The sequence below is a fragment of the Pseudoalteromonas sp. TAE56 genome (genome assembly GCF_000497955.1).
GTDB lineage: Bacteria > Pseudomonadota > Gammaproteobacteria > Enterobacterales > Alteromonadaceae > Pseudoalteromonas.
This window is the reverse complement of the sequence record NZ_AUTN01000079.1, coordinates 73,837-97,360: the sequence shown is the minus strand read 5'-3', so window position 1 is coordinate 97,360 and position 23,524 is coordinate 73,837. Positions and strand designations below refer to the sequence as shown.

Here is a 23,524-nt window from a genome sequence, read left to right as displayed (position 1 = left end):
TAAACCTATTACAAAGTCTATTCATCTCATCTATTTTTTATCATGTTTGTTACATGCTCTAATAGCGCTAATTATTAAAAAGGCCTACCAAAATGAACAAATTAATTACCGCACTGCTGCTTACTAGCAGTATGGCTGCAAACGCTAATAGCGCCGAATTTACCCAAAAACAATTACAACAAGTAGACGAAGTACGCACTTCTGCTCTAAATAGTGATTTAAGCTATAAATTACTAGAGTCATTAACAACTGAAGTTGGCCCACGACTTCCTGGAACCGAAAACGACAAAAAAGCGGTTGCATGGGCTAAAGCTAAATTTAATGAGCTAGGTTTTGATAAAGTATGGCTTGAAGAAGCGACCTTCCCTGAATGGCGCCGTTATAGCGAAAGCGGAAAAATACTAACACCAAGCGAGCAACCTCTTCATTTAACTGCATTAGGTAACAGTATAAGTACACCAAAAGATGGGATCACAGCACCAGTAGTCTTGTTCGAAACACTTGATGAGTTAATTGCTGCACCAGATAACAGCTTAAAAGGTAAAATTGCGTATATTAATTACCGCATGAACCGCGATATAGACGGCAATGGTTACGGACCGGCTGNCCATCATCGTTTTGCACACACTGGCGGTAGTTACTACAAAGAAGGTGTTACAAAAATACCTAACGTAACAATTGCTAACCCAGATGCAGACCAAATCGCACGACTTATTGCATTAAATAAAGACGTGTCGGTAAATATTAATGTGCAAACCGAAAATCTAGGTGAAGGAACAGGTTATAACGTTATTGGCCAATTTAATGGTACCGAAAACCCTGAGCAATATGTATTAATTGGCGGGCATTTAGATTCTTGGGACTTAGGGACTGGCGCACTAGATGACGGCGCAGGCGTTGCACTAACAATGGCNCAGCCGCTAAACATATTAGTGATGTAAAACGTCCTAAGCGCAGTATTCGTGTGGTACTTTTTGCAGCTGAAGAGCTAGGTCTTTGGGGTGCAAAAGCTTATTTTGAAGAGCATAAAAACGAGTTAAGCAATATTGTTGCAGCCGCTGAGTCTGACTTTGGTGCCGATGTAGTATACGCTTTTGAGTCAAATGTAGATGCCGCTTCGCTTCCTGTAGTACGCGCAATAGCAAAAGAGCTTGCATCATTAAATGTTGAATACATTGGTAAAAACCAAGCGAATGGAGGCCCGGATCTAATTCCACTTAAGAATGCAACGTCAGCACCTATTTTTGAACTTGCTCAAGATGGAACTGATTACTTTGATTACCACCATACAGCTGACGATACGCTTGATAAAGTAACACCTGCTAAGCTTCGTCAAAATACCGCAGCATACGCCGTATTTGCTTTAATGGCTGCCGATGCTAAAACAGCAATCAAGCCTAAGGCGCAAACTAAATAATCAGACATACTTACTTACAGTTTGCAGCTTTGATTAATGCGCTCCTTGTTTTACCTTTAGGTAATTAAACAAGGAGCGTGCTTTATGTTACTTTTCAACACGAGTGAATCATTTCCACATTTTGCACAAACAATACGCTGCCCACACTGCCAAAGTGACGCCTACCATTTAGTAAATAAAAGCCGCTATTTACGATTTAGTATTTTGCCCATGCTCGCCTTAAAATTAAATTACAAACGCGAGTGCTATCAATGCGGAAAAAACGAACCTGTAAAAATAACGCAGCTACCATTAATAGAAAAACTAAGCCTACCTAAGTACTTTATTGGCGCTTTTTTATTGCTTTGGATAATCACCTTCTTTTATCAACAGTATCTTGATAACGAAGCTCAAAAGCAAAATTACTTAAGCACGCCAAAACTATACGATACCTATTTAGTACAGGCTGATAAATTTACCCATGAACCTTGGACTCTTACAAACCTAAAAATTGCTCAGGTGATAAGTTTTGACGCGCAATTTACTACCTTTCAAGTAAGTAACTACAGCTATAAACGAAACAACAGTGTTACGCTGGCAATGCGTACTAGCCAATTGGTACAAAATAACTATTTTTCAACTAACACCATTACTCTCCCTCGCAATGAAATAAAGCGCTTATATAATGACGAAGTTATTTACGACGTACTACGCCCATATGCCAACAGCCTTTATGGCGGATTTGTGATGTTTCCTCCTAAACCTAAGCCACTATATAAAGGCTTAAAGCTCGATAAAAATAATCAACAAGGCATTATTTATTTTAAAGATGGATTATTTGTTGAAGCATTTGATAGCTTTAAATTAGCTGCTGAAGCAGGCTCTCAGTGGGGGCAATTAAATTTAGCGCAGATGTATCGTGATGGTGAAGGAATAGCTCAAAATCATCAACAAGCTATTTACTGGTATAAAAGGGCCATAGAGCAAAAAAATACTAAAGCACAATTTGAATTGGAATCTCTTTGTAAAACAATTATATGTGAATAAAGCAGTAAGTTTCTTACTTACTGCTTTATTCTTTTATAACTCTAAATGTTTATCTAAAAAACTAAGTACTTGTTTGTAGTAATCAGTTCTGTGTTCTTCTTTGTAAAAACCATGGCCCTCATCTTCCAATAACACGTACTTATAAGGGTGGTCAGCTTTTTTCAATGCAGCCACNATTCGGCTTGCTCAATAGGAGCTCGCGCATCTTCACCTGCGTGAACTATGAGCACAGCGGCTTTAAGCTTATCTACATTATAACTAGGTGAAAATGCCTTCAAAACAGCTTCATCAGTGCCTAAAACGTTTTCAAGATAATTTTGTCCTGTACTACGCCCTGAGATATCACCTTCTTCAAACATTAGCGGTAAATCATAAATACCAACAGTGCCTATGGCACACTTAAACATCTCAGGCTCTAAAATAGCGCTCTGCAAAGCTGAATAAGCACCAAAGCTTGATCCCATTATACAAATGTTATTTTTGTTTACTGTGCCATTAGAAATTAAAAACTTAACACCATCAATAATATCAAACTGTATATCAGAACCCCACTTTTGATAGCCTGCTTCTTCGAAGTTTCGACCAAAGCCACCTGAACCTCTAAAATTAACTCTTAGTACAGCCATTCCCCTGCTTGCTAATAACTGTACCTCAGAATCATAACCCCAATAATCACGAGGACCATGTGGACCGCCATGGGGCATTACAACTAGAGGTAAGTTTTTACCTTCAACACCATTAGGAACAGTTAAATAACCATAAATAGTTAGACCATCCCGAGTTTTATATTGAACAGGTTTTGTTTTTGAAAGCTCATTTTCGTTCAGCCAGCCACGCGCTGAAAATAATATTCTTAGCTTATTTTGCACCCCATCGTATAAGTAATATTTACCAGGATTGGTATCACTTGATGCGTAAATAACATTAATATCGCCATTAGAGGTGCTACTGACTAACTGCACTTGGTCGCCTTGCAATGCTTCTATCAAAGATTTTAAGCGAACACTCTTATGAGAATCTTTATCTATAAAAGCATAGTTTGGGTAACCTAACTCACTTTCTATTGCAAATAACTCTTTTGAAGCTTCATCAACCCATACTCTTTTTGGAGATACATATTGTTCTTGATGGACTAATTCTATTTCCTTAGTATTTAGATTTAGTTTATACAACCCTTCAGCTTCGCCACCAACAGAAGCAGTCATATAAATGCTGTCACCAGATTTATCAAAAGCTCTTAATCTAATATCGCCATAATTAACTTCTCCTAAATTTAATTTCTTCCAGTCACCACCTTCTTTTTCTTTAGTATGTATTTTTGCATCTATATAGTTATCTGTAGATACTGAAACACGAACATTACCATCGTGGTCAGTTAAAAATTCGGCCATACGTGATGGAGACAAAGTGACTTGCTTTCTTTTGCCAGTATATACATCTACTTCATATACAATAGTATGAGGTTCATTACTCGAGGTCCAAGGGTAGGTAACTACCAACATTTTTCTTTTGTTAGTAACTAAGGGATCTAATACAAATGAAGTTCCGTACAATGGGGTCTGCCTTTTAAGGCGTGTACCTGTTTGCATTTCACCATGGTAACCAATTAAATATTTACCTCTAGCCCCGTTAGCATTTACGCCAAATATTTCACCATGATATTCTGGGTGGTCTTGCCATCCTTTTAGGTACTCTTTAGTAACGACAACTCGCTCATTATTAACCCAATGGTAATCACCAACTTGGGCATTTCCTTCAAAGGCAACTGCGTGAAGCATTTTAAAGTTTTTAGTATCAAAAATAACAAGTGCATCTTTACCAGCAACTTTGTTTATAACGGCTAAATATTCGCCGCCAGGAGAAATAGTAGCGTGATTAAACTCTTTATTTTTACTAAAGTGCTCCACGGGGATTTGGGGCTGCTTTGAAAAGCTAAAGAAGCTTACCAATAACAGAGGTACCAACAAGCTATATCTTAAAAAAAAATTCATCATAATTCCCTGTATTAACAACAAGAAGCCATAATATATAAAATTAAATAGAATGTAACCAAAATGATGCTTTTTTGTATCTATTGTTTTTTAAATAACTTTGTATAACTTACATGTACAAGCACAACAACTAAGCCAGCAATAACGCCTAGTAAACCATCAAACAAGAGAGGCGCTAATACTTCTCCTGTGCCGCCAGCAACAGACTGAGCATAGCTTGTTACATCCAACTGAGTATGATGTAGTAACTCAACGCCATGTACTAAAATCCCGCCGCCTACTAAAAACATTGCAATGGTGCCTGCAAAAGCTAAAAACTGCATTAATCTAGGTGCAGCAGCTAGTAAGCCTTTTCCGAGTAACTCTTTAAATTTATTTGCTGACACTTTAGATTGGTTAAGTAAATAAAGCCCAGCATCATCCAGCTTTACAATACCGGCCACCAAGCCATAAACGCCAATCGTCATTATAATTGCGATAACACAAAGCACTAAAGCTTGGTTAAGCAATGTAGCACTCGCCACTGTGCCTAAAGTAATAACAATAATTTCGGCAGAAAGAATGAAGTCGGTTCTTATTGCGCCTTTTATTTTTTGCTTTTCGTATTCGACTAAGTCTAATTTTTCATCCTCATCTACCACTTCATTGTGATGAGGCAAAAACTTAGCAAATACTTTTTCAGCTCCCTCAAAACATAAAAACAAACCACCCATCATTAACAGAGGTGTTATTAACCAAGGCAGCCATACGCTTATTAANGGCGGGTACGAGTATCGTTTTATTTAAAAATGAGCCCTTTGCTACAGCCCAAACAACAGGTAATTCACGCTCTGCTGCAACACCTGTAACCTGCTGGGCATTGAGTGCTAAGTCATCGCCTAGTACACCAGCCGTTTTTTTTGTTGCTACCTTACTCATAGTCGCAATGTCGTCAAGTAAAGTGGTTATATCGTCTAATAACGTTAAAAGGTTAGTGCCTGCCATAAAGCTTCCGAGCTCAAAAAATATTGCTATAAACATAACGTAAAGCGTAATTTTCACCAACGGTTAATTTTGCTTTGTTATTCTCATACAAACAAAACAGATAAGTCATCTAAAAATCGTGGCTTAAAAGTAAATGGAGGAATGATGAAAGTATATTTGGCTATAGTGTCCGGTTTACTTAGCTTAACGGCATGTAACGACCCGCAAATAAGTACCACCTACTTATGTGATAAAAGCACTGTTAATCTTAATGTTATTAATCAGAGCAATGCTGAGCTTACTTTCAATAATCATACTTATTTACTTAATCGCGAAAGAAGTGCATCCGGTAATAAATATATAAATGAAGATGTTTTATTTTGGGGGAAAGGTAACAACGCAATGCTAATAATTACAGGAAAAAAATACCAATGCGTTACAGAGTAAAAAATAATATATCCAATTCAATGCTGAACTAAATAAAGTAATAAAGCGTACTAAAAGAATAACCACCCTATAAAGCCAAGTTAAAAACTAATTAACTCATACATATTTAAACTGTATTGAGGGTACTCTAAGTTTTGAGTGCAAATAATGACTTGCCTTGTATGAACTGGGTATAATACTTCAACTCTTTTGCTTAATAGCGGCCCACAATGAAATATAAAGATCTACGTGATTTTATCGATTTGCTTGAAAAAAAAGGCGAACTTAAACGTATCACCCAAGAAATCGACCCGTATCTTGAAATGACCGAAATATCTGATCGCACATTGCGTGCTAAAGGTCCCGCGTTATTATTTGAAAACCCAAAAGGCTACGATATGCCGGTGCTTACAAACTTATTTGGTACACCAAAACGCGTAGCAATGGGCATGGGCCAAACCGATGTTAGTGAGCTGCGCGAAGTAGGTAAGCTACTCGCTTTTTTAAAAGAGCCAGATCCACCAAAGGGCATTAAAGAAGCTCTAGGCGCTATACCGATTTTTAAGCAAGTGCTTAATATGCCAGCAAAAGAAGTTAAAAAAGCGCCTTGTCAGCAAGTAGTTTTAGAGGGTGATGATGTAGACTTAACTAAATTACCTATTCAGCATTGCTGGCCAGGTGACGCAGCACCATTAATTACTTGGGGCCTTACCGTAACTAAAGGGCCTTATAAAAAGCGCCAAAATTTAGGTATTTATCGCCAGCAGCTATTAGGCAAAAATAAAATAATTATGCGTTGGTTATCACACCGCGGTGGCGCGCTTGATTTTCAAGAATGGTGTAAAGAAAATCCAGGGCAACCTTACCCTGTCTCGGTAGCACTAGGTGCCGACCCTGCTACTATATTAGGTGCAGTAACGCCTGTACCCGACACATTAAGCGAATATGCGTTTGCTGGTTTATTACGTGGTAGCAGAACCGAAGTTGTTAAATCTATTTCCAATGACTTGCAAGTCCCTGCCAGTGCAGAAATAGTACTTGAAGGTTACATTATGCCAGGTGAAATGGCGCCAGAAGGCCCTTATGGCGATCATACTGGTTACTATAATGAAGTAGACGACTTTCCTGTTATGACCGTGACTCACTTAACGCATCGTAAAAACCCTATTTATCACAGCACATTTACTGGTCGTCCGCCTGATGAGCCTGCGATCTTAGGTGTAGCACTTAATGAAGTGTTTGTGCCGATATTACAAAAGCAATTTCCTGAAATCGTTGATTTTTACCTGCCGCCCGAAGGGTGCTCGTACCGTATGGCGATTGTAACAATGAAAAAACAATATCCTGGTCATGCCAAGCGCGTGATGATGGGAGTTTGGTCGTTCTTACGTCAGTTTATGTATACCAAGTTTGTAATTGTGTGCGATGACGATGTTAACGCCCGCGATTGGGAAGATGTTATTTGGGCTATAACAACCCGAATGGATCCAGCGCGCGATACAACATTAATAGAAAACACACCTATTGATTATCTCGATTTTGCATCGCCAGTCTCTGGCCTTGGTTCAAAAATGGGAATGGATGCTACCAATAAATGGCCTGGCGAAACCACCCGCGAATGGGGCGAGCCTATTGTTATGGATAAAGACACCAAAGACCGCGTAGATGATATTTGGGAAAGCCTTAATATTCTTTAAGTGTTTATATGTAAGTACATAACAGGCTATAAAATAACCCTGCAGATATGCTAGAATCGAGTCATTCGATTGCGTATCTGCTGTTAAAAGCGCTGCTAAAAGGTAAAAAATGCAAACATTAAAAGCTGAAGTTGTAGCTATCAGCCCACTTACAGAATTTGTTCATAAAGTAATTTTAAAGCCACAACAACCTGTGACCTTTGAAGCTGGCCAATACATGCAACTCGTATTGGGCGAAAAAGACAAACGTGCTTTTTCTATAGCTAGCCGCCCTTCACAGTGCGATGCAATAGAACTGCATATTGGCGCGTCAGGTGCCGATTCGTATGCAATGCAATCGCTGGAACATTTACGAAACGCCCATACCACAGGGCAGTTAGTAGACATTGAAGCTGGCCTGGGTATTTCACAGTTGCGCCTGCAATGTGAGCGCCCTATTATTTTACTTGCCGGCGGTACTGGTTTTTCATACGCAAAATCAATGGCTGATCACTTAGCTGAAATTAAGTGCGACCGCCCTGTATTATTTTACTGGGGTGTAAAAGAAGAATCTGCTTTATACGCACATACAGAAATGCAAACATGGGCCGATAGCCACAAAAACTTTGAGTTTATCCCTGTGGTAGAAAATCCATCTGCTAATTGGCAAGGTCATACTGGCTATGTACACAAAGCAGTAATGCAAGATATTGTATCGCTTGAACCGTACGATATTTATATGGCCGGTCGTTTTGACATGATAGGTATAGTGCGTGATGACTTTATTACTCATGGTGCAATACGCGAAAACATGTACGCAGATGCATTCGCATTTATCAAATAATTGAAATTTACTTTCAGTTATAAATAAAGGCACCTAATCGGTGCTTTTATTTTATATAGCAAAAAATATTTAATAGTTAAAATCTATCAACCTCATCAATATAAACAATTTCCTAAATCCCTATCTATAAACCATACTTTGTATAGAACATCAGCGGGAGAGACCCAAATGCTAAATACAAAAGTAAAAGATTTTATGCAACGCAAGTTGCCAAATATCACACCAGATACAGAAATGACGACAGCCATAGCAGAATTACAAAAATTTAAACTACTTGGCGCACCAGTATTTGATAAAGATAAATGCCTAGTCGGATTTATCTCAGAGCATGAACTTTTAAAACCGCTTACGCAAAGCAGTTATTTTTGTGATGGGATGGTTAAAGTATCGCAACTTATGCAAACAGAGGTAGTGACTGTTAGCGGCGATACCAACATTATCGAGCTTGCACAGCAGATGCAGCCTGGTAAACCAAAAAACTACCCTGTTGTAGAGGGTGTTAAAGTAATCGGCATGATCAGCCGAGCAGATGTACTTAAAGCACTCTACGATAATTACATGAGCTGCCAAACACACTAAATTACAGATACAAAAATGCCGCTTATAAAGCGGCATTTTTAATGTTCTTAAATTAACGTGCGCTAACGAGTGCTGAGAGTTCTTTTTTATCGCCATCGCTTAAAAATGCTATTTCTAACGCATTTTTTTGCGCTTTTTCCATATCAGCTTGTGTTAAACCAGCTTTAGGTGCTGCAACAGTATATTCGTACTCAATTTCAATGCCTTCAACTGCTGGGTCATCAGTATTAATACACGCTAAAATACCGTGATCTAAAAACTGTTTAAGTGGGTGTTTAGCTAAGTCGTTCACTGTGCTAGTTTGAATATTACTTGTTAAGCACGACTCAATACCAATACGGTTATCGCGTAAGTAATCCATTAATTTTGGATCTTCAATTGCTTTAACGCCATGCCCTATTCGGCTCGCACCTAACTCGTTAATTGCTTGCCAAATACTTGGGGCGCCAAGTGCCTCTCCAGCATGAATAGTCGAAGCTAAATAAGCATTTCGTACTTGCTTAAAGTGATCTACAAATAACTCCCCCGGAAAACCAATTTCGTCACCGGCTAAATCAACAGCCACTAAATCATTTTTAAATGCGAGTAATGCATCAAGCTCTTTTTGACATGTTTTTACGCCATAAGTACGCGATAAAATACCAATCAAGTTAGCTTTTATATTTGCACCCTTTGTTGCTGATTTAATACCATCAACAACCGCTTCTACAACCCCTTCAGGGTGTAAACCTTGGCTCTGCGCCATGTAGTAAGGGCTAAAGCGAAGCTCTACATAATCAAGGCCTTGCGCTTGTGCATCTTCAATGTTTTCAATCGCTATGCGTCTACACGCATCGTAGTCACCAAGTACAGTGACACCCCAATCTAGCTTTTGTAAAAAAGCCATAAGGTTTGGCTCAGGGTCAATAACTTGAACATGAGGAATTAATGCCTCAACGTTATCTGCAGGTAACTCTATATTAAACTGACGACCAAGTTCTAATATGGTTTGCGCACGTACATTACCGTCTAAATGACGGTGAATATCTAGCAAAGGTAATTTTCTATTGATCATAATAGCAACCCAGTTTAGTTAAATTTGCGCGCATGATACGCAGATATAGTTATTTTTCAAGTGTATATGGTTTGCGTTAAGTTTAAGCGGTCATATGTCTGCTTTTTGTGCAAAAAATAGCGTTACTTATTTATTTGATAAATAATGCCAAAGAGTTTTAAAAAGCGTATTTGCATCAATAGGTTTAGTAATATAACTATTCATTCCCGAGGCTAATGCCTTTTTAACATCATCGTCATGGGCGTTCGCCGATAGTCCTATTATGGGTAAATCAATTAACCCTAAATCACAACGAATTACTTTTGTTGCTTGGAGTCCATCCATTCTTGGCATCTGAATATCCATAAGAACAATGTCGTAGCTATTTTCGGTTAGCTTTTCTATGGCTTCAAAACCATCGTTAGCAATGTCGGCAATACACCCTTTCGTTTTTAAAATGGCATTGGCAACATGCTGATTAAGCGGGTTGTCTTCGACTAAAAGTAATTTATAGTTTGTGAATGATAAAGTACTTACATCTATTTCGTTATATTGCTGCTGTATTTGCTCTGCTTTTGGTAAAGGCGAGATGAGCGGCAAACTAAATGTGAATGTAGAGCCCTTTCCTTCATAACTAACTAAATCAATTGCACCGCCCATTAGTTCAACCAATTTTCTACAAATACTTAACCCTAAGCCAGTGCCACCATATTGACGAGAGGTTGAGCTATCGGCTTGCGCAAACGGTTTAAATAATTGTTTTTGTGCTTCGCTACTAATACCAATACCCGTATCGTTAATACTAAAGTAAGTCATTTTTTTAGATTGCCAAATTTTCAGAGTTATCTCACCTGCTCCTGTAAATTTAACCGCATTATTGAGCAGATTCAGCAGCACTTGTTTTAAGCGGATTGGATCGGCATTAATAACCAAATTTGATGTTTTATCAAAATCGAGACTTAACTTTATTGATTTAATGTCAGCTTCAAACTGAAGTAAATTGAGCATTTCATCCGCTAAACTCGCTACATTAATGGGCTCTTGTATTAAGTCTAGCTTGCCTGCTTCCATTTTTGAAAAGTCGAGCACATCGTTTAATACCCGCAGTAAAACACCAAGTGCCCCATCTGCTTGTTCAATGTAACTTCTTGCTTGTTGCCAATCATTTTGCTGTAGCGCTAAATAATGCAGCCCTTTTATACCGTTAATAGGGGTGCGGACTTCGTGGCTCATATTTGCCAAAAATTGTCCCTTAATATGACTCGCTTCATCTGCTTTTTGTTTTTCTTTACGTAAAGTATGTGTTTGCTTAGCCACTTGTTCGCGAATTTGTATGTTTGTACCAGTAACTGAAATCAAAAATGTAATCAATAGCCACACAAACAACATCCCTACTATTTGTGCAAGCCAATACATTAACCAAGACGTTCTAACTATTGGTTCATATAACTCGACCTGCCACATGCGTTTGCCAATCAACAATTGATATTCTTTAAACAGCATTTGCGAGTTATCGGTATCGGCAATATAAATTGCCTGCTTTTTCCCTGGTATCGTTGTATCAAAAAAATTGGCTGAAATTGAATTGTTGTGATCAAATAACAATGTTTGCGATAAGCGCTTAAGGCTAACAATAGCGGCCACAAAACCTTGAAAATCATCTTCGGTAGATGATTCACCAAAAACAGGATATAAAAAGAGCACTCCCTTCTCTGATGTATTTTGGACTAAATTAATTGGCTCACTTAGTGCTAGCTCATTGAGTGTTTTCGCTTTGCTAAGCGCTACTCCTCTTACTTTACTTGAAGCCAAATCAAATCCTAAAGCATCTTCATTGCCCTCTAATGGATATACATATTTTACAGGAAAGTAATTTCTACGATCACCTGCAGGTTGCCAAGCTCCATCTAGTGACTTTTCTTTTATGTATAAAGGTTTGCCTGTGGCTGTATTTTCATGTGTTTCAAAATCAGTGAGTTTATTTGCTGATACATAAGGTATCCATTCAAATGCTAAAATTTCTTGGCTATAGTCCAATTGCTTTGAAGTAAACTGTTTAAACTCTTTAAAATTCACGTTATCACTACTAGCAAAGTATGTAGCTAACAATCCTAAGTGAGCAGTAATACCATCGAGCTTCTGGCTTATAGCATTTTGCACAACAAGTATTTTGGCTTCTTGCTTTTGAATGTCTTTTTCTTTTTTAACACTGGCAGCACCATAAAAACTAACGCTAATTAGTATATAAATTAATAGTGAAGGTAAAATCACCAGCATACGATGGCGTACTTGCGTGTAGTTAAAAGCAGCCAGTACTAGCGGTGTAAATATAAGTACACCAATACTGTCGCCAATCCACCATGCGACAAAATTATCAAAAATAGCATTGGTCGGGATCACATTATTCAATGCTAATAAGCTAGTTCCCACACCTGCTGCAATAACACAGCATATTGGCCCTGCTACTATTAGGCTCTGCACACTGTGTTTTAAAGAAGATAAATCTAGCGGCGCCTTAATAACATTTACTATAATTTGACGACCAATCCAAGCCTGTAAAACAGAGGCTAAAGTGACGCAAATAGCTTGTAAAAGCACATTAAAATGAAGAATATCTACAGTGTTATCAAGATGAATTAAGTTAGTACAGAAAGCACCAAGAATAAGGCCAATAAATGACTTACGTCCCCAAATTAAAAAGCTCGCTAAAGCAATTCCTGAGGGCGGCCAAGAGGCGACCGCATAGCCATCTACAGAAAGAAGTGAGTTGCTAAAATACCCAGTAAAGAAGTAAGCACAAGCCAAGCTAAGGGTTAATATTAAAAACTTTCTCAATGCTTGTGCTCCTGAACTACAAAATGCTAAGTAGTTATAGTGTAGTCATTTATTGATATAAAACGAGCGCCTTTTCTGCCTGTGCACTATTTTTATAACTTAAAACAGCTTGTTCAGAGAACTGTTTTTTATTGTCACTATTCAGTGCTTTATCAAAAATCCTAGCTGCTAAGTCATAATCACCTTGCGCGTTGGCCAGGCAAGCCAATGCAAGTAATAATGAGTTATTTGAATCATCCTTTTTAAGACGATCTTGGATGCTTACTTGCAGTTTAGCTGCATCGGCAGACGTCGCTTTACTTAATATATTAGCCAGTTGCGCATGCTGTTCGTTGTGTTTAACCATTTTAATTAGGTCACCCTCAATAACAACCAATTGACCCGCTTGCGCCATTTGCATTAAATAAGCAGTGTGTGCATGAACTTGCAGTTTTTTAGGTAGCTGTTTATATTTTTCACTCAGTTGACCTGCATCTAACGCATTAAAGTAAGCACTAAATAACTGCGTCCACTGTGCATCAGTAAGTGCTTTTTTGCGTAGTAAACGCGGTAAAAACTCTTCAAGCGCACTAAAGTGTTGTTGCTGTACCAATACTTCTGCATAAAGTTTTAACTCAAGTGCGGTGGCTTTTTTAGCTTCTGCGCTAATACGCATTTGTGATTCAATCGCGCTACTGTCGCCACTTGCCAACCATAGCTTTGCTACTTTTAATTGATGTTCTGGGCTTATTTCAAATAAACGCTCAAGTGCTTTATCTGTTTGATTATTAGCAAGCGCTGCTTTTGCAAGTAATGCTAAGCGAATATCTTCAAACTTATCTGGTACGCTATTACCCGATAGAGCCTTTTCTACGTGCTCGTAATCATCATTAATAGCACTCCACAGAGCCTGCTCAATAGCTGCTTGTTTGCGCTCTTGGCTACGTGCAAAAAAGCCATGCTTAGTATTATGATAAATCGATAATAAATAACGAATTAATTTATATGTTAAATATAAAACAACAGCGGTAATGACCGCCATTATACAAAACGATACTATCGTGCCTTCTATCGTCGTGTTGTTAAATGAAATAAGTACATAACCTTTTTCATCTAGCACAAATGGAGTAACCGCTAATACAACAACAATAGCTACAATTAAAATAATTAGCCCTATCATTGCGCCCACTCCTTAACCTTTTGTGTACTGTTTAAGGTTACTTTTGGATTAAAGTTAAGCTGCTCTTTTTCAAGTTTAGACAACGCTTTAAGTACCGTTTTAGTTGTATCATCGTCTTGCTTAAAGTACTCACCAACTAAACGTTTTGCTTCACTTAAGGCGCTAAAGAAAATACTCGCCTGCTTACTCATAAGTGCATCTTGTGCCTGAGTTATATTAAGCTTTATACGTTGATTTATTAAATGGCGCTCTTGATCCGTAAGTAATGGCTCAATGGAAACACCTTCGTGCTGGCGAATAGTAATAAAGCTATCCACAATTTTATTCCAACTATTACTCAGGTTTTGCTGCCAATCACTCACGTCATCACTTAAAGCGTTTTCATCTATTGCAGCCGCTTCTTCTGGCAAGTTAACCGCATTAAAAGCTAAGTTATCAACACTAGTTAACACACTATTTAACTGTAAATAAATAGCCTCTGTTGCTATAGGTTTAAGGCTATCAAGTGTTTGTATGTCTTGCATAATAGCTTGGCGAACTTCAACTGTTCCTGGATGTTCGCTAAGTAATGCATCTAAGCGCTTTAAAACAGCACTAGTGCCTTGGTAATCTTTTTCAGCCCATAGTTTAAATTCAGCCATACGCTGCAAACTGGTCACTTCTTGTGGATTTAAAGACGAACCTTGTTGCTGCGCTTTTTGCAAAGCTGCTTTTAGTTCTTGCTGATTTTGAGTTGCACTTTCACTGAGTGCTGCGGCAACTTTTTTCTCACTATTAAATAGCGCTTGCTGCAAATTAGATTGTGCTGACTTAAGTGCTTGCAGCTCTTGGGCGAGTGACTTATTTTGCTCACTCAACTCATTCGCGGCCAGGTTTTGAGCCTTACCAGCATTTAATTTTTGATAAAACTCGTAACCCACGCCTGAGGCCACAATTAGCGAAATAAGAAGTGCAAGCACTGCAACTTTGCTAACTTTTTGTTTATTTTTATTTGCAGTGTTTTTAGCGGCTGCTGGCTCTTGCTTAGCTGATTTAGCTGAGGCCTTGTTAGCTATTGTTGGTGTGGCTTTTTCTGCCGTAACTGGCTTTGACTGTTCGCTCATGTTGCTACCTTGCTGATTTATGCAGGTAAACATAGCATTATCGCTTGCCCCTGCTGCAATGTGTATATTAGCCGAACTTACCTGTTGCAACTTTAAATAAGCGGCTATCCGCTCGCTTGCAACATAAAATCGGCACTGTTGTAACCATTGTAGTTGGTGTGCAGTAAGGCTTTTAAATATAGCATCAACTGCTGCATTACTTGTTATGACTATACCGTGTACATTCTGGCTTTTCCAGTGGTCTGTCCAGTTAGGAGTAATACTCTCTGTGGGTTCACGTTTATACACAATACAATTATTTAAAAAAGCACCGCGCTCTTTCAGCGTTTTAGCTAACTCAGGGCGGCCACCTTGCCCCTTAACTAACACTATATTACTGCCATCAACCTCGGCGAGTGATTTAAGCGCAAGTAATCCTTCTGAATCATACTGCTTCGGTACTGCTGCGCGCACACCAAATTGCTCATATATAATGTCGGCTGTTTGTTGTCCAACTGCATAAAACTGCGCTTTGGTATTTATATCGGGTTTTAATTGCGAAAGTGCACTGACTGCATCTTGCGATATAAATATTATTTTATCTGCATTTAACAGCGGACTAAGTTCAGTGCTGGAGGGTGTTAAATGCGTTATTTTTAATACCGGAAATAAAGACGCCTGATAACCCGCTTGCTCTAATTGCTGTGCAAGGGCTGCGCCTTTTCCTTCGGGCCGAGTTATCAGAATATGTGTCATTTATGCGTCTCTATAAACTTCAGCTAATATTTTGTCTGCGCCTTGAGCTAATAATTTTTTAGCAAGCTCAATACCTAGTTCTTCTGCATCATTTACATGACCTGTTACTTCGTCACGTAAAATTTCGCTGCCATCAACAGCACCAACTAAACCACGCAAATGTACCTGCTCGCCATCAACTAATGCATAAGCACCAATAGGAACTTGGCAACCACCTTCTAAATAGCGGTTCATTGAACGTTCTGCGTTTACGCGAATACGTGTTTGGGTATGCTCAAGTGGTGCAAGTAATGCTTTTGTTACTTCATCATCAATACGGCATTCAATACCTACAGCACCTTGACCATTTGCCGGTAATGACACTTCTGGCTCAATGTAGTCAGCAATACGCGACTCCATTTTCAAACGAATAAGCCCTGCAGCCGCTAAAATAATAGCATCGTATTGGCCGTCATCTAATTTACCTAAACGCGTATTTACATTACCGCGCAAATCACGAATATCTAAATCAGGGCGAAGTGCTTTAATTTGGCACTGACGGCGTAAGCTAGAAGTACCCACAATGGCGCCCTGTGGTAGCTCGTTTAAATTAGCAAAATTGTTTGATACAAACGCATCACGCGGATCTTCACGCTCACAAATAGTATACAGCTCTAATCCTTCTGGGAACTCTACTGGCACGTCCTTCATAGAATGTACGGCAATATCAGCTCGGCCATCTAACATTGCTTGCTCTAGCTCTTTAACAAATAAGCCTTTACCGCCTATTTTAGCCAATGGCGTATCTAAAATGATATCCCCTTGCGTCGACATTGGGACTAATTCTACGCGCACATCTGCATGAAAACGCTCAAGCTCTGCTTTCACAAATTCGGCCTGCCAAAGTGCTAAGGCGCTTTTGCGCGTTGCAATGCGTACTAATTTTGTTTTTTCTATCATAGGGGTATCCAATTAATTACTGCGTTTAGCTAGCTTTATTCAGCTAAAATTCTAAATTCTTTTTGGGCAATTAAATTGCCTTGCTCATCAACTACATCAACACGCCAATGGCCTGTTTGTGAGTCCATGATATTTTTTGTTGAGTACGTTCTGTAGCGAGGCGAAGTAACATCAAGTGTAATTTCAGCCATAATTTCACCTTCAAACGACCAAATATGCTTAACTTGCTGGCCTTGAAGATTTTTAATCTCGCTAAAAAACGATAGTCCTTCATCAAACTGACTTAATCTAATATCAGCAGCAAACACATTAGTAGGTTCACGCTTACTTACTTTGCGAGTCAGTACTGCACGGCTAATTTTACCTGTGTCTATTTGCGCGCCCAATGCCACACTTGCCACTTGTGCTGTCGGTGAAAAACCTTCAGTGCCACTCAATGCACCATCATCACTTTCTAAATCTAAAAGTAACTCTGTTTGATTAGCAGGTTCAGCTACGTTTTGAGCTTCTTCGGTTTCTTCTTGTAGATCATTATCAAGGTCTGAGTTTAACTCAGTATTAATACTCTCACTTTGATCAATCACAATATCGTTGTTAGCTAGTAAAACTGTATCAGTATTTACAGGATCCGCTTTAGCCGGTGCATTAATTGATATGTTTTGCTCAACCTCATTTTGCTCAGCTGACAACGGTTCAATCCGAGCTTGCATTACCTCTGCAGGCTCATTAGGGCTATTGTTTACTGATGATTGAGGCTCAACATCGGTAACTTCAACGCTTGTCTGGTTTTGAGCGTTACTACTAAAGCTTAAAAATTGTTCCTGCTCATTTGGATGCTCACCTTGCTCTGCACTGGCTGACGTTGTTAAGCCATACACAACTGCTGCAGAGGTCATTAATACCAACATAGCAATACTCACAATACGACGCCAATTCCACTCGTAGCTTACCGTTGGTACACTCTCTTGTAGTTCGCGTTTAACATTTGCTTTAATAACTATTTTTTGACTCATATTGACCTCAGCGGTTCCAAAATTAGCTTAAACGAGCAATTAACCATTGGCGAATAGCTTGCAATTCTTCTGCGCAAACTTGGTGAGCCATTGGATATTCTTGCCAGCTTACATCCATGTTATGTGCTGTTAATACTTCAAACGCACTTTTACCCGCACTATGCGGTACAACGTTATCTTGGCTGCCATGAGCCATAAATACATTTAAATCGGTATGCTTTGCTTCATCAGCAAATTTTTGCGGCACACACATATAAGTAGAAAGCGCCATAACACCCCCAAGCTTTTGCTCAAAGCGCGGCGCTAAATGCAGAGACACAACACCGCCTTGTGAAAACCCAGCTAAAATAATTTTATTTGCAGCAATACCATTAGCAATTTCCTGGTTGATCAATTCTTCTACCTTTGCAGCAGAATCCCTTACACCTTGTTCATCGGCACGTTTATCTAATTCTATAGATTTAATATCGTACCAAGAACGCATTTCCATGCCGCCATTTATGGTGACCGGTTGCACTGGCGCATGCGGAAAAACAAACCGTATACCAAGTTCGCTTGGTAAATTTAGCTGTGGTGCTACTGGTGCAAAACCATCCCCAGAGTCACCTAAGCCATGTAACCAAATAACCGTTGCTTTGTGCTCACTTTGAGCTGCATATTCTACAAATTCTAAACTCATAGTGTTGATTGCCACTTAACTTCTTGACCCGCTTGACGTGTAGATGCATCGTTCATAAATTCCCAAAACTCTGCGCCAGAACGGTTATCTATCCATTTATCACCACGTAATTCAAAATGATGACCATTAAACTTAGTCGCAACCCACACTTGATGTAAAGGTGCTTGCTTGTTAATCACTATTTTACTTTTATCAGGAAAAATAATTTCTAAAATACCTTGTGCCGATTCATAGTCTAAATCAGCTTCGCAATCATCAACCTGCTCTTCAATAGTGAACATAAGAGCTTCGGCTAATTGGTGATATTCGTGTTCAGTCATTGTTATTTCCTTTGCAGGCGAGCCGCCTAATATTGGGTACGTTTTAGCTTTAAAAGTGTGCAGCTAGTGTAACAGGAATAAAATCATCCGCGAATAGCTGCATTTTTTAGATATTCTGTTACTCTGCGATTATAAAGCCAGCAACCATATTAATCTAATGAAAGCGACACATACCATACAATTAAAAAGACTATTAATAAGCACTGTACTGTTAAGCGCCTTAGCTGGCTGCGGACAAAGCGGTCCGTTATATTTACCAGAGCAACAAACAGAACAAAACCAACCTCAAAATACAGTTCAGCCAGTCACTACCGCTGAGCAAGCCAAAACACAGCAAAGTCAGGGGTAATAAATGGATTATTTTAACTACAAAAACAACCAATTATTTGCCGAAGACGTCAGTGTGGCAAGCATAGCGCAGCAATACGGTACGCCGTGTTATGTGTACTCGCGTGCTACCTTTGAGCGCCATTATTTAGCGTTTGCTAACGCCACAAAAAATCATAAAAGCTTGGTGTGTTACGCCGTTAAAGCAAACTCAAATATAGCTGTGCTTAATATATTAGCGCGCTTAGGTTCGGGTTTCGATATTGTATCCAAAGGCGAACTTGCACGTGTAATTAAAGCGGGAGGCGATGCCTCTAAAGTAGTTTTTTCGGGCGTGGCTAAAACAGCAGACGAAATAGCGTACGCATTAAAGTTAGGTATTAAATGCTTTAACGTTGAATCAGCCTCTGAGCTTGAGCGTATTTCTGAAGTGGCTTGCGAGCTTAACCTAGAAGCGCCTATTTCTATTCGCGTAAACCCAGACATAGATGCAAAAACACACCCGTATATTTCTACTGGTTTAAAAGAAAATAAATTTGGTATTGATATTCAAACGGCTGTAAGTGTTTATCAACAAGCAGCGGCTTTACCTGGTTTAAAAATTATTGGTGTTGATTGCCACATTGGCTCTCAATTAACTGAAGTAAGACCATTTTTAGAAGCACTTGATAAATTAATGGCGCTTATTGATGAGCTAAAAACTAACGGTATTGAGCTAACTCACTTAGATATTGGCGGCGGTTTAGGCGTACCATATAACAATGAGCAACCACCACACCCAAGTGAATATGCAGCGCAAGTTACCGAGCGCTTAGCAAACTATAAACACCTTGAACTAATTTTTGAACCAGGACGCGCTATTGCAGCTAACGCAGGTATTTTAGTTACTCAAGTTGAATTTATTAAACAAAACCAAGACAAATTTTTTGCCATTGTAGATGCAGGTATGAACGACATGCTTCGCCCTGCGCTTTATCAAGCGTGGCAAAAAATCATTCCGGTATCAGTTCGCGATGACGAAACACCTACTCACAACTTTGATATTGTGGGCCCTGTGTGCGAAACCGGCGACTTTTTAGGAAAAGATCGTGAACTAGCGCTTAAACAAGGCGATTTACTCGCACAACGAAGTGCTGGTGCATATGGCTTTACCATGAGCTCAAACTACAACTCGCGACCGCGTGTTGCAGAAATAATGGTAGATGGTCAGCAGCATCACCTTATTCGTGAACGCGAAACTATTGAAAGCCTTTATCAAGGTGAGAAAGTTTTACCATAAACGTTTTTGTCTACTAGCTGCTCTGTGGCATGATTAGCACAGAGCAAAACCGAATTAGAGCGCTATGTTAGTTAATTTTTCCAAAATGCACGGCTTAGGCAACGACTTTGTTGTGATTGATAACATTACACAAAATGTTTTTTTGTCGCGAGATCAAATCAAAAAACTGGCAGATCGCCATTTTGGCATTGGCTTTGACCAATTGCTGATGGTTGAAGCGCCGTACTCTCCTGATCTCGACTTTCATTATCGAATATTTAATGCCGACGGTACCGAAGTAGAACAATGCGGTAACGGCGCACGCTGTTTTGCCCGCTTTGTACGTATGAAGGGTCTTACTAACAAGCATAAAATTACGGTGTCGACCAAGTCGGGCAACTTAACGCTCTACATTGAAAAAGACGGTCAAGTAACCGTTAACATGGGTCATCCTAATTTTGAGCCAAGTAAAATTCCGTTAAAAGCCAGTAAACGCGAGCTTACTTATATTATTAGAACCGAAGAACACACTGTATTTAGTGGCGCGGTATCTATGGGTAACCCGCATTGTGTGCTAGAGGTTGACGACGTAACCACCGCACAAGTTGGCATATTGGGTCCATTACTTGAAAACCATGAACGTTTTCCACAAAAAGCGAACATTGGCTTTATGCAGGTTGTATCGCAAGAACATATTAAATTAAGAGTGTGGGAGCGCGGCGTTAACGAAACCCTAGCTTGTGGCACAGGTGCGTGTGCAGCAATGGTTATTGGTCATATGCAAAATAAGTTATCAACAACCGTTCAAGTAGATTTACCAGGCGGTAGCTTACAAGTACGTTGGAGTGGTGAAGGTCATCCTGTACGTATGACAGGCCCCGCAGAGCATGTGTTCGACGGGCAAGTAGCGCTATGAGCGAGCTAAGTAAAGAACAGGTTATTGCTTACTTACAACAACATCCTGATTTTCTAGTTCATCATCCTGAGCTGCTTGCACAACTTGAGCTGCAACAGCAAGCTCAAGGTGCAACGTCACTAGTACATATTCAGCAACGCCAATTACGCGAGCACAATACGCTTTTAAAAAGCCAAATAGACGCTATGAGCAAGCATGCAACGCAAAACGAGCTTGTATATCGTTTGTTTAGCCAGTGCCATCGCCAGCTTTGGAATCATGACAATTTTGACACTCTTGCAAATAATCTACGTAATATAATCTGCTCAAGTGAAGATGTTAACGACTGCAAATTAGTAAAATATAACCCCGAGTACGGCGAGCTTATTGCGCATCGCCTGACCCATTCAGGACATTATTTAGGACGTATTAATCAGCAAGAACGCGAACAATTATTTAGTGAAGATACACAATCTGCCGCAATTTATTTAATTGGCGACACTAAGCACCCTATCGCTATTTTGGCGTTTGGTAGCAGTAACGTAAACCATTTTGAGCCCGCTCAAGATAATCTTTTTGTACTCGACTTTATAAACGCATTACATCTGCGGTTGCAAAAACTAGCATGAGTGACGATGCGCCTAATACCACTGAGTTAAGCGACAACTGGCGCACACCCATAACGCTATTTAGCGATTATTTAAAGTTTGAAAAACAATATTCAGCGCATACAGTTAACCAATACGTAAGCCAACTTGGCTTTGCTGCCCTTTATTTTAGCAAATTGTGTGACGACTGGTTTGGCGTGCAAGGCGAGCATATTCGCCGCTACAGCATGGCGCTGCGCTCAAAACAATTAAGTGGCCGTACAATTAGCTTAAAGCTCAGTTGTATTCGCAGCTTGTATAAGTTTTTAAAAGCAAAAAATATTGCCGAGCAATCGCACTACCATAATCCGGCAATAGGTATAAAAGGCCCTAAGTTTGCAAAGCCTCTACCTAAAAATCTCGATGTAGATCAAATGGCACGCTTACTCGAAATACCCGACGACGAACCTCTCGCAATTAGAGATAAAGCGATGATGGAGTTGATGTATTCATCAGGGCTGCGTATAAGCGAGTTAGTTGGCGCTAACATGCAAGATATTAGCGCTGCCAATGGCGAAATTTTAGTGCGTGGTAAAGGCAATAAAGAGCGGTTAATTCCGGTGGGTAAAAAAGCGTTAGACGCACTAAAAAAATGGCTCACAATACGCCCTCAGTTTGCAAAGCCCGATGAAATAGCCGTATTTTTAAGTAGCCAAAAAAATCGTATTTCAATTCGCCAAGTGCGTCTGCGTATGCAAGAGTGGGGAATAAAACAAGGCATTAGCTCGCAGGTTCACCCGCATAAGTTACGCCACTCGTTTGCGTCACATATTTTAGAATCATCTGGTGATTTACGCGCCGTGCAAGAGTTACTAGGGCACAGTAGTTTGTCGGCTACACAAGTGTATACGCATTTAGATTTTCAACATTTAGCCAAGGTGTACGACAATACTCATCCTCGCGCAAAAAAACGAACTGATTAGGAAGTAATATGATCCGATTTAATCGTGCTATTAAGCCATTTTCTGTCATGAGCTTTGATTTAGACGACACGCTATACAGCAACCATCCTATTATAAAAGCAGCCGTTAAAGCCCAGCAAAATTATTTAAACGCAGTACCACGCTACCAAGAACAAGGTCCAAAGTACTGGCAACTATGCCGTAACGAAGCCGTATTACAATCACCAGAACTTGCCGATAACGTCACTAAATGGCGCCAACATACACTGCGTTTAGCGCTTTCCAAGTTAAATTTAAACGTCGATGATGTAGAGCTTCATGCAAATGCAGCGTATAACGCCTTTGCCGATGCACGTAGCAACATAGTGGTTAGCGATGACATACTTAACCTGCTGGATAACTTGGCAAAACATTTCACTCTTATTGCAATTACTAACGGTAACGTAGAAATTGAACGCTTTAATTTACACAATAAATTTGAGCTAGTACTGCAAGCGGGTATGCACGGTAAAGCAAAACCGCATACCACTTTATTTGATAAAGCAGCCGCACATTTAAACGTTGCTAAAAGCGATATTTTACATATTGGTGATAGCCTAGATACCGACGTGCAAGGCGCAAATAATGCCGGTTGCCAATCGGTATGGTTAAACGACCAAGGTGCTAATTATAGCTATAAAGGGCTGGCTGATATTGAAATAGCCAATATTCATGCATTAACGCACTTTATTAAATAATACCAATTGCATTAAATAAG

General features: G+C 39.5%; 19 protein-coding genes and 3 pseudogenes. 12 read left to right on the top strand and 10 right to left on the bottom strand.

Annotated elements, in window-relative coordinates:
* Positions 1-92: 92 nt before the first annotated feature.
* Together L656_RS01000000122065 and L656_RS0108185 are read left to right on the top strand one after the other, a co-directional pair.
* Positions 93-1,417, top strand: a pseudogene (locus L656_RS01000000122065) (M20/M25/M40 family metallo-hydrolase).
* A gap of 84 nt (positions 1,418-1,501) precedes the next feature.
* Complete coding sequence (locus L656_RS0108185) at positions 1,502-2,443, top strand: tetratricopeptide repeat protein (protein ID WP_024598836.1); 942 nt, start codon at positions 1,502-1,504, stop codon at positions 2,441-2,443.
* A gap of 33 nt (positions 2,444-2,476) precedes the next feature.
* Here the strand turns inward: L656_RS0108185 and L656_RS1000000123440 are convergent.
* Both L656_RS1000000123440 and L656_RS01000000122055 read right to left on the bottom strand, forming a co-directional pair.
* Positions 2,477-3,147 (bottom strand): annotated as a pseudogene (locus L656_RS1000000123440) (alpha/beta hydrolase family protein).
* A 1,367-nt stretch (positions 3,148-4,514) separates the two neighbouring features.
* Positions 4,515-5,418: pseudogene (locus tag L656_RS01000000122055) on the bottom strand (DUF808 domain-containing protein).
* Positions 5,419-5,562: 144 nt separating this feature from the next.
* Here L656_RS01000000122055 and L656_RS0108170 point away from each other — a divergent pair.
* The 4 genes from L656_RS0108170 to L656_RS0108155 all read left to right on the top strand — a co-directional run bounded on the left by L656_RS0108170 (position 5,563) and on the right by L656_RS0108155 (position 8,922).
* Positions 5,563-5,844, top strand: coding sequence for an MliC family protein (locus L656_RS0108170; RefSeq protein ID WP_024598835.1), 282 nt, complete (start codon positions 5,563-5,565; stop codon positions 5,842-5,844).
* A 209-nt stretch (positions 5,845-6,053) separates the two neighbouring features.
* On the top strand, positions 6,054-7,520 hold the full coding sequence (gene ubiD, locus L656_RS0108165) for a 4-hydroxy-3-polyprenylbenzoate decarboxylase (protein WP_024598834.1): 1,467 nt from the start codon (positions 6,054-6,056) through the stop codon (positions 7,518-7,520).
* A gap of 109 nt (positions 7,521-7,629) precedes the next feature.
* Positions 7,630-8,343, top strand: coding sequence for an NAD(P)H-flavin reductase (fre, locus tag L656_RS0108160; RefSeq protein WP_024589658.1), 714 nt, complete (start codon positions 7,630-7,632; stop codon positions 8,341-8,343).
* 168 nt (positions 8,344-8,511) lie between these two features.
* The gene (locus L656_RS0108155) at positions 8,512-8,922 is read left to right on the top strand and encodes a CBS domain-containing protein (RefSeq protein WP_024598833.1); all 411 of its coding nucleotides are present in this window, start codon (positions 8,512-8,514) and stop codon (positions 8,920-8,922) included.
* 52 nt (positions 8,923-8,974) lie between these two features.
* On the opposite strand, the gene add is transcribed toward L656_RS0108155, so the two are convergent.
* From add to cyaY, 8 genes are all read right to left on the bottom strand, one after another.
* The gene (add, locus tag L656_RS0108150; protein ID WP_024598832.1) at positions 8,975-9,976 is read right to left on the bottom strand and encodes an adenosine deaminase; all 1,002 of its coding nucleotides are present in this window, start codon (positions 9,974-9,976) and stop codon (positions 8,975-8,977) included.
* Between the two features lie 126 nt (positions 9,977-10,102).
* Positions 10,103-12,790 (bottom strand): CHASE domain-containing protein, encoded by a 2,688-nt coding sequence (locus tag L656_RS0108145; RefSeq protein ID WP_024598831.1) that lies wholly within the window; start codon positions 12,788-12,790, stop codon positions 10,103-10,105.
* A 49-nt stretch (positions 12,791-12,839) separates the two neighbouring features.
* On the bottom strand, positions 12,840-13,949 hold the full coding sequence (locus L656_RS0108140; RefSeq protein WP_024598830.1) for a heme biosynthesis HemY N-terminal domain-containing protein: 1,110 nt from the start codon (positions 13,947-13,949) through the stop codon (positions 12,840-12,842).
* Complete coding sequence (locus tag L656_RS0108135) at positions 13,946-15,787, bottom strand: uroporphyrinogen-III synthase (protein ID WP_024598829.1); 1,842 nt, start codon at positions 15,785-15,787, stop codon at positions 13,946-13,948. Before L656_RS0108135 ends, L656_RS0108140 begins: the two co-directional genes overlap by 4 nt.
* The gene (hemC, locus tag L656_RS0108130; RefSeq protein ID WP_024598828.1) at positions 15,788-16,726 is read right to left on the bottom strand and encodes a hydroxymethylbilane synthase; all 939 of its coding nucleotides are present in this window, start codon (positions 16,724-16,726) and stop codon (positions 15,788-15,790) included.
* A gap of 35 nt (positions 16,727-16,761) precedes the next feature.
* Complete coding sequence (locus L656_RS0108125; RefSeq protein WP_024598827.1) at positions 16,762-17,739, bottom strand: DUF2914 domain-containing protein; 978 nt, start codon at positions 17,737-17,739, stop codon at positions 16,762-16,764.
* Positions 17,740-17,761: 22 nt separating this feature from the next.
* The gene (locus tag L656_RS0108120) at positions 17,762-18,418 is read right to left on the bottom strand and encodes an alpha/beta hydrolase (RefSeq protein ID WP_024598826.1); all 657 of its coding nucleotides are present in this window, start codon (positions 18,416-18,418) and stop codon (positions 17,762-17,764) included.
* The gene (cyaY, locus tag L656_RS0108115) at positions 18,415-18,738 is read right to left on the bottom strand and encodes an iron donor protein CyaY (protein ID WP_024598825.1); all 324 of its coding nucleotides are present in this window, start codon (positions 18,736-18,738) and stop codon (positions 18,415-18,417) included. The genes L656_RS0108120 and cyaY overlap by 4 nt, the downstream gene beginning before the upstream one ends.
* A 157-nt stretch (positions 18,739-18,895) precedes the next feature.
* Between cyaY and lptM the strand changes: the two genes are divergently transcribed.
* The 6 genes from lptM to L656_RS0108085 all read left to right on the top strand — a co-directional run bounded on the left by lptM (position 18,896) and on the right by L656_RS0108085 (position 23,504).
* Complete coding sequence (gene lptM, locus L656_RS0108110) at positions 18,896-19,087, top strand: LPS translocon maturation chaperone LptM (protein ID WP_024598824.1); 192 nt, start codon at positions 18,896-18,898, stop codon at positions 19,085-19,087.
* 3 nt (positions 19,088-19,090) lie between these two features.
* On the top strand, positions 19,091-20,344 hold the full coding sequence (gene lysA / locus L656_RS0108105; protein ID WP_024589650.1) for a diaminopimelate decarboxylase: 1,254 nt from the start codon (positions 19,091-19,093) through the stop codon (positions 20,342-20,344).
* A 64-nt stretch (positions 20,345-20,408) separates the two neighbouring features.
* A complete protein-coding gene (gene dapF / locus L656_RS0108100) occupies positions 20,409-21,239 on the top strand; it encodes a diaminopimelate epimerase (protein ID WP_024598823.1) in 831 nt (276 codons plus the stop codon).
* Positions 21,236-21,847, top strand: coding sequence for a DUF484 family protein (locus tag L656_RS0108095; protein WP_024598822.1), 612 nt, complete (start codon positions 21,236-21,238; stop codon positions 21,845-21,847). Before dapF ends, L656_RS0108095 begins: the two co-directional genes overlap by 4 nt.
* Positions 21,844-22,788 (top strand): tyrosine recombinase XerC, encoded by a 945-nt coding sequence (locus L656_RS0108090; protein WP_024598821.1) that lies wholly within the window; start codon positions 21,844-21,846, stop codon positions 22,786-22,788. The genes L656_RS0108095 and L656_RS0108090 overlap by 4 nt, the downstream gene beginning before the upstream one ends.
* Positions 22,789-22,796: 8 nt before the next feature.
* Positions 22,797-23,504 (top strand): HAD-IA family hydrolase, encoded by a 708-nt coding sequence (locus L656_RS0108085; RefSeq protein ID WP_024598820.1) that lies wholly within the window; start codon positions 22,797-22,799, stop codon positions 23,502-23,504.
* Positions 23,505-23,524 lie beyond the last annotated feature (20 nt).

Coding starts and splice junctions, on each gene's coding strand:
- L656_RS0108185 (WP_024598836.1), top strand. CDS start 1,502: ATGTTACTTTTCAACACGAGTGAATCATTTCCACATTTTGCACAAACA.
- L656_RS0108170 (WP_024598835.1), top strand. CDS start 5,563: ATGAAAGTATATTTGGCTATAGTGTCCGGTTTACTTAGCTTAACGGCA.
- ubiD (WP_024598834.1), top strand. CDS start 6,054: ATGAAATATAAAGATCTACGTGATTTTATCGATTTGCTTGAAAAAAAA.
- fre (WP_024589658.1), top strand. CDS start 7,630: ATGCAAACATTAAAAGCTGAAGTTGTAGCTATCAGCCCACTTACAGAA.
- L656_RS0108155 (WP_024598833.1), top strand. CDS start 8,512: ATGCTAAATACAAAAGTAAAAGATTTTATGCAACGCAAGTTGCCAAAT.
- add (WP_024598832.1), bottom strand. CDS start 9,976: ATGATCAATAGAAAATTACCTTTGCTAGATATTCACCGTCATTTAGAC.
- L656_RS0108140 (WP_024598830.1), bottom strand. CDS start 13,949: ATGATAGGGCTAATTATTTTAATTGTAGCTATTGTTGTTGTATTAGCG.
- L656_RS0108135 (WP_024598829.1), bottom strand. CDS start 15,787: ATGACACATATTCTGATAACTCGGCCCGAAGGAAAAGGCGCAGCCCTT.
- hemC (WP_024598828.1), bottom strand. CDS start 16,726: ATGATAGAAAAAACAAAATTAGTACGCATTGCAACGCGCAAAAGCGCC.
- L656_RS0108125 (WP_024598827.1), bottom strand. CDS start 17,739: ATGAGTCAAAAAATAGTTATTAAAGCAAATGTTAAACGCGAACTACAA.
- L656_RS0108120 (WP_024598826.1), bottom strand. CDS start 18,418: ATGAGTTTAGAATTTGTAGAATATGCAGCTCAAAGTGAGCACAAAGCA.
- cyaY (WP_024598825.1), bottom strand. CDS start 18,738: ATGACTGAACACGAATATCACCAATTAGCCGAAGCTCTTATGTTCACT.
- lptM (WP_024598824.1), top strand. CDS start 18,896: ATGAAAGCGACACATACCATACAATTAAAAAGACTATTAATAAGCACT.
- lysA (WP_024589650.1), top strand. CDS start 19,091: ATGGATTATTTTAACTACAAAAACAACCAATTATTTGCCGAAGACGTC.
- dapF (WP_024598823.1), top strand. CDS start 20,409: ATGTTAGTTAATTTTTCCAAAATGCACGGCTTAGGCAACGACTTTGTT.
- L656_RS0108095 (WP_024598822.1), top strand. CDS start 21,236: ATGAGCGAGCTAAGTAAAGAACAGGTTATTGCTTACTTACAACAACAT.
- L656_RS0108090 (WP_024598821.1), top strand. CDS start 21,844: ATGAGTGACGATGCGCCTAATACCACTGAGTTAAGCGACAACTGGCGC.
- L656_RS0108085 (WP_024598820.1), top strand. CDS start 22,797: ATGATCCGATTTAATCGTGCTATTAAGCCATTTTCTGTCATGAGCTTT.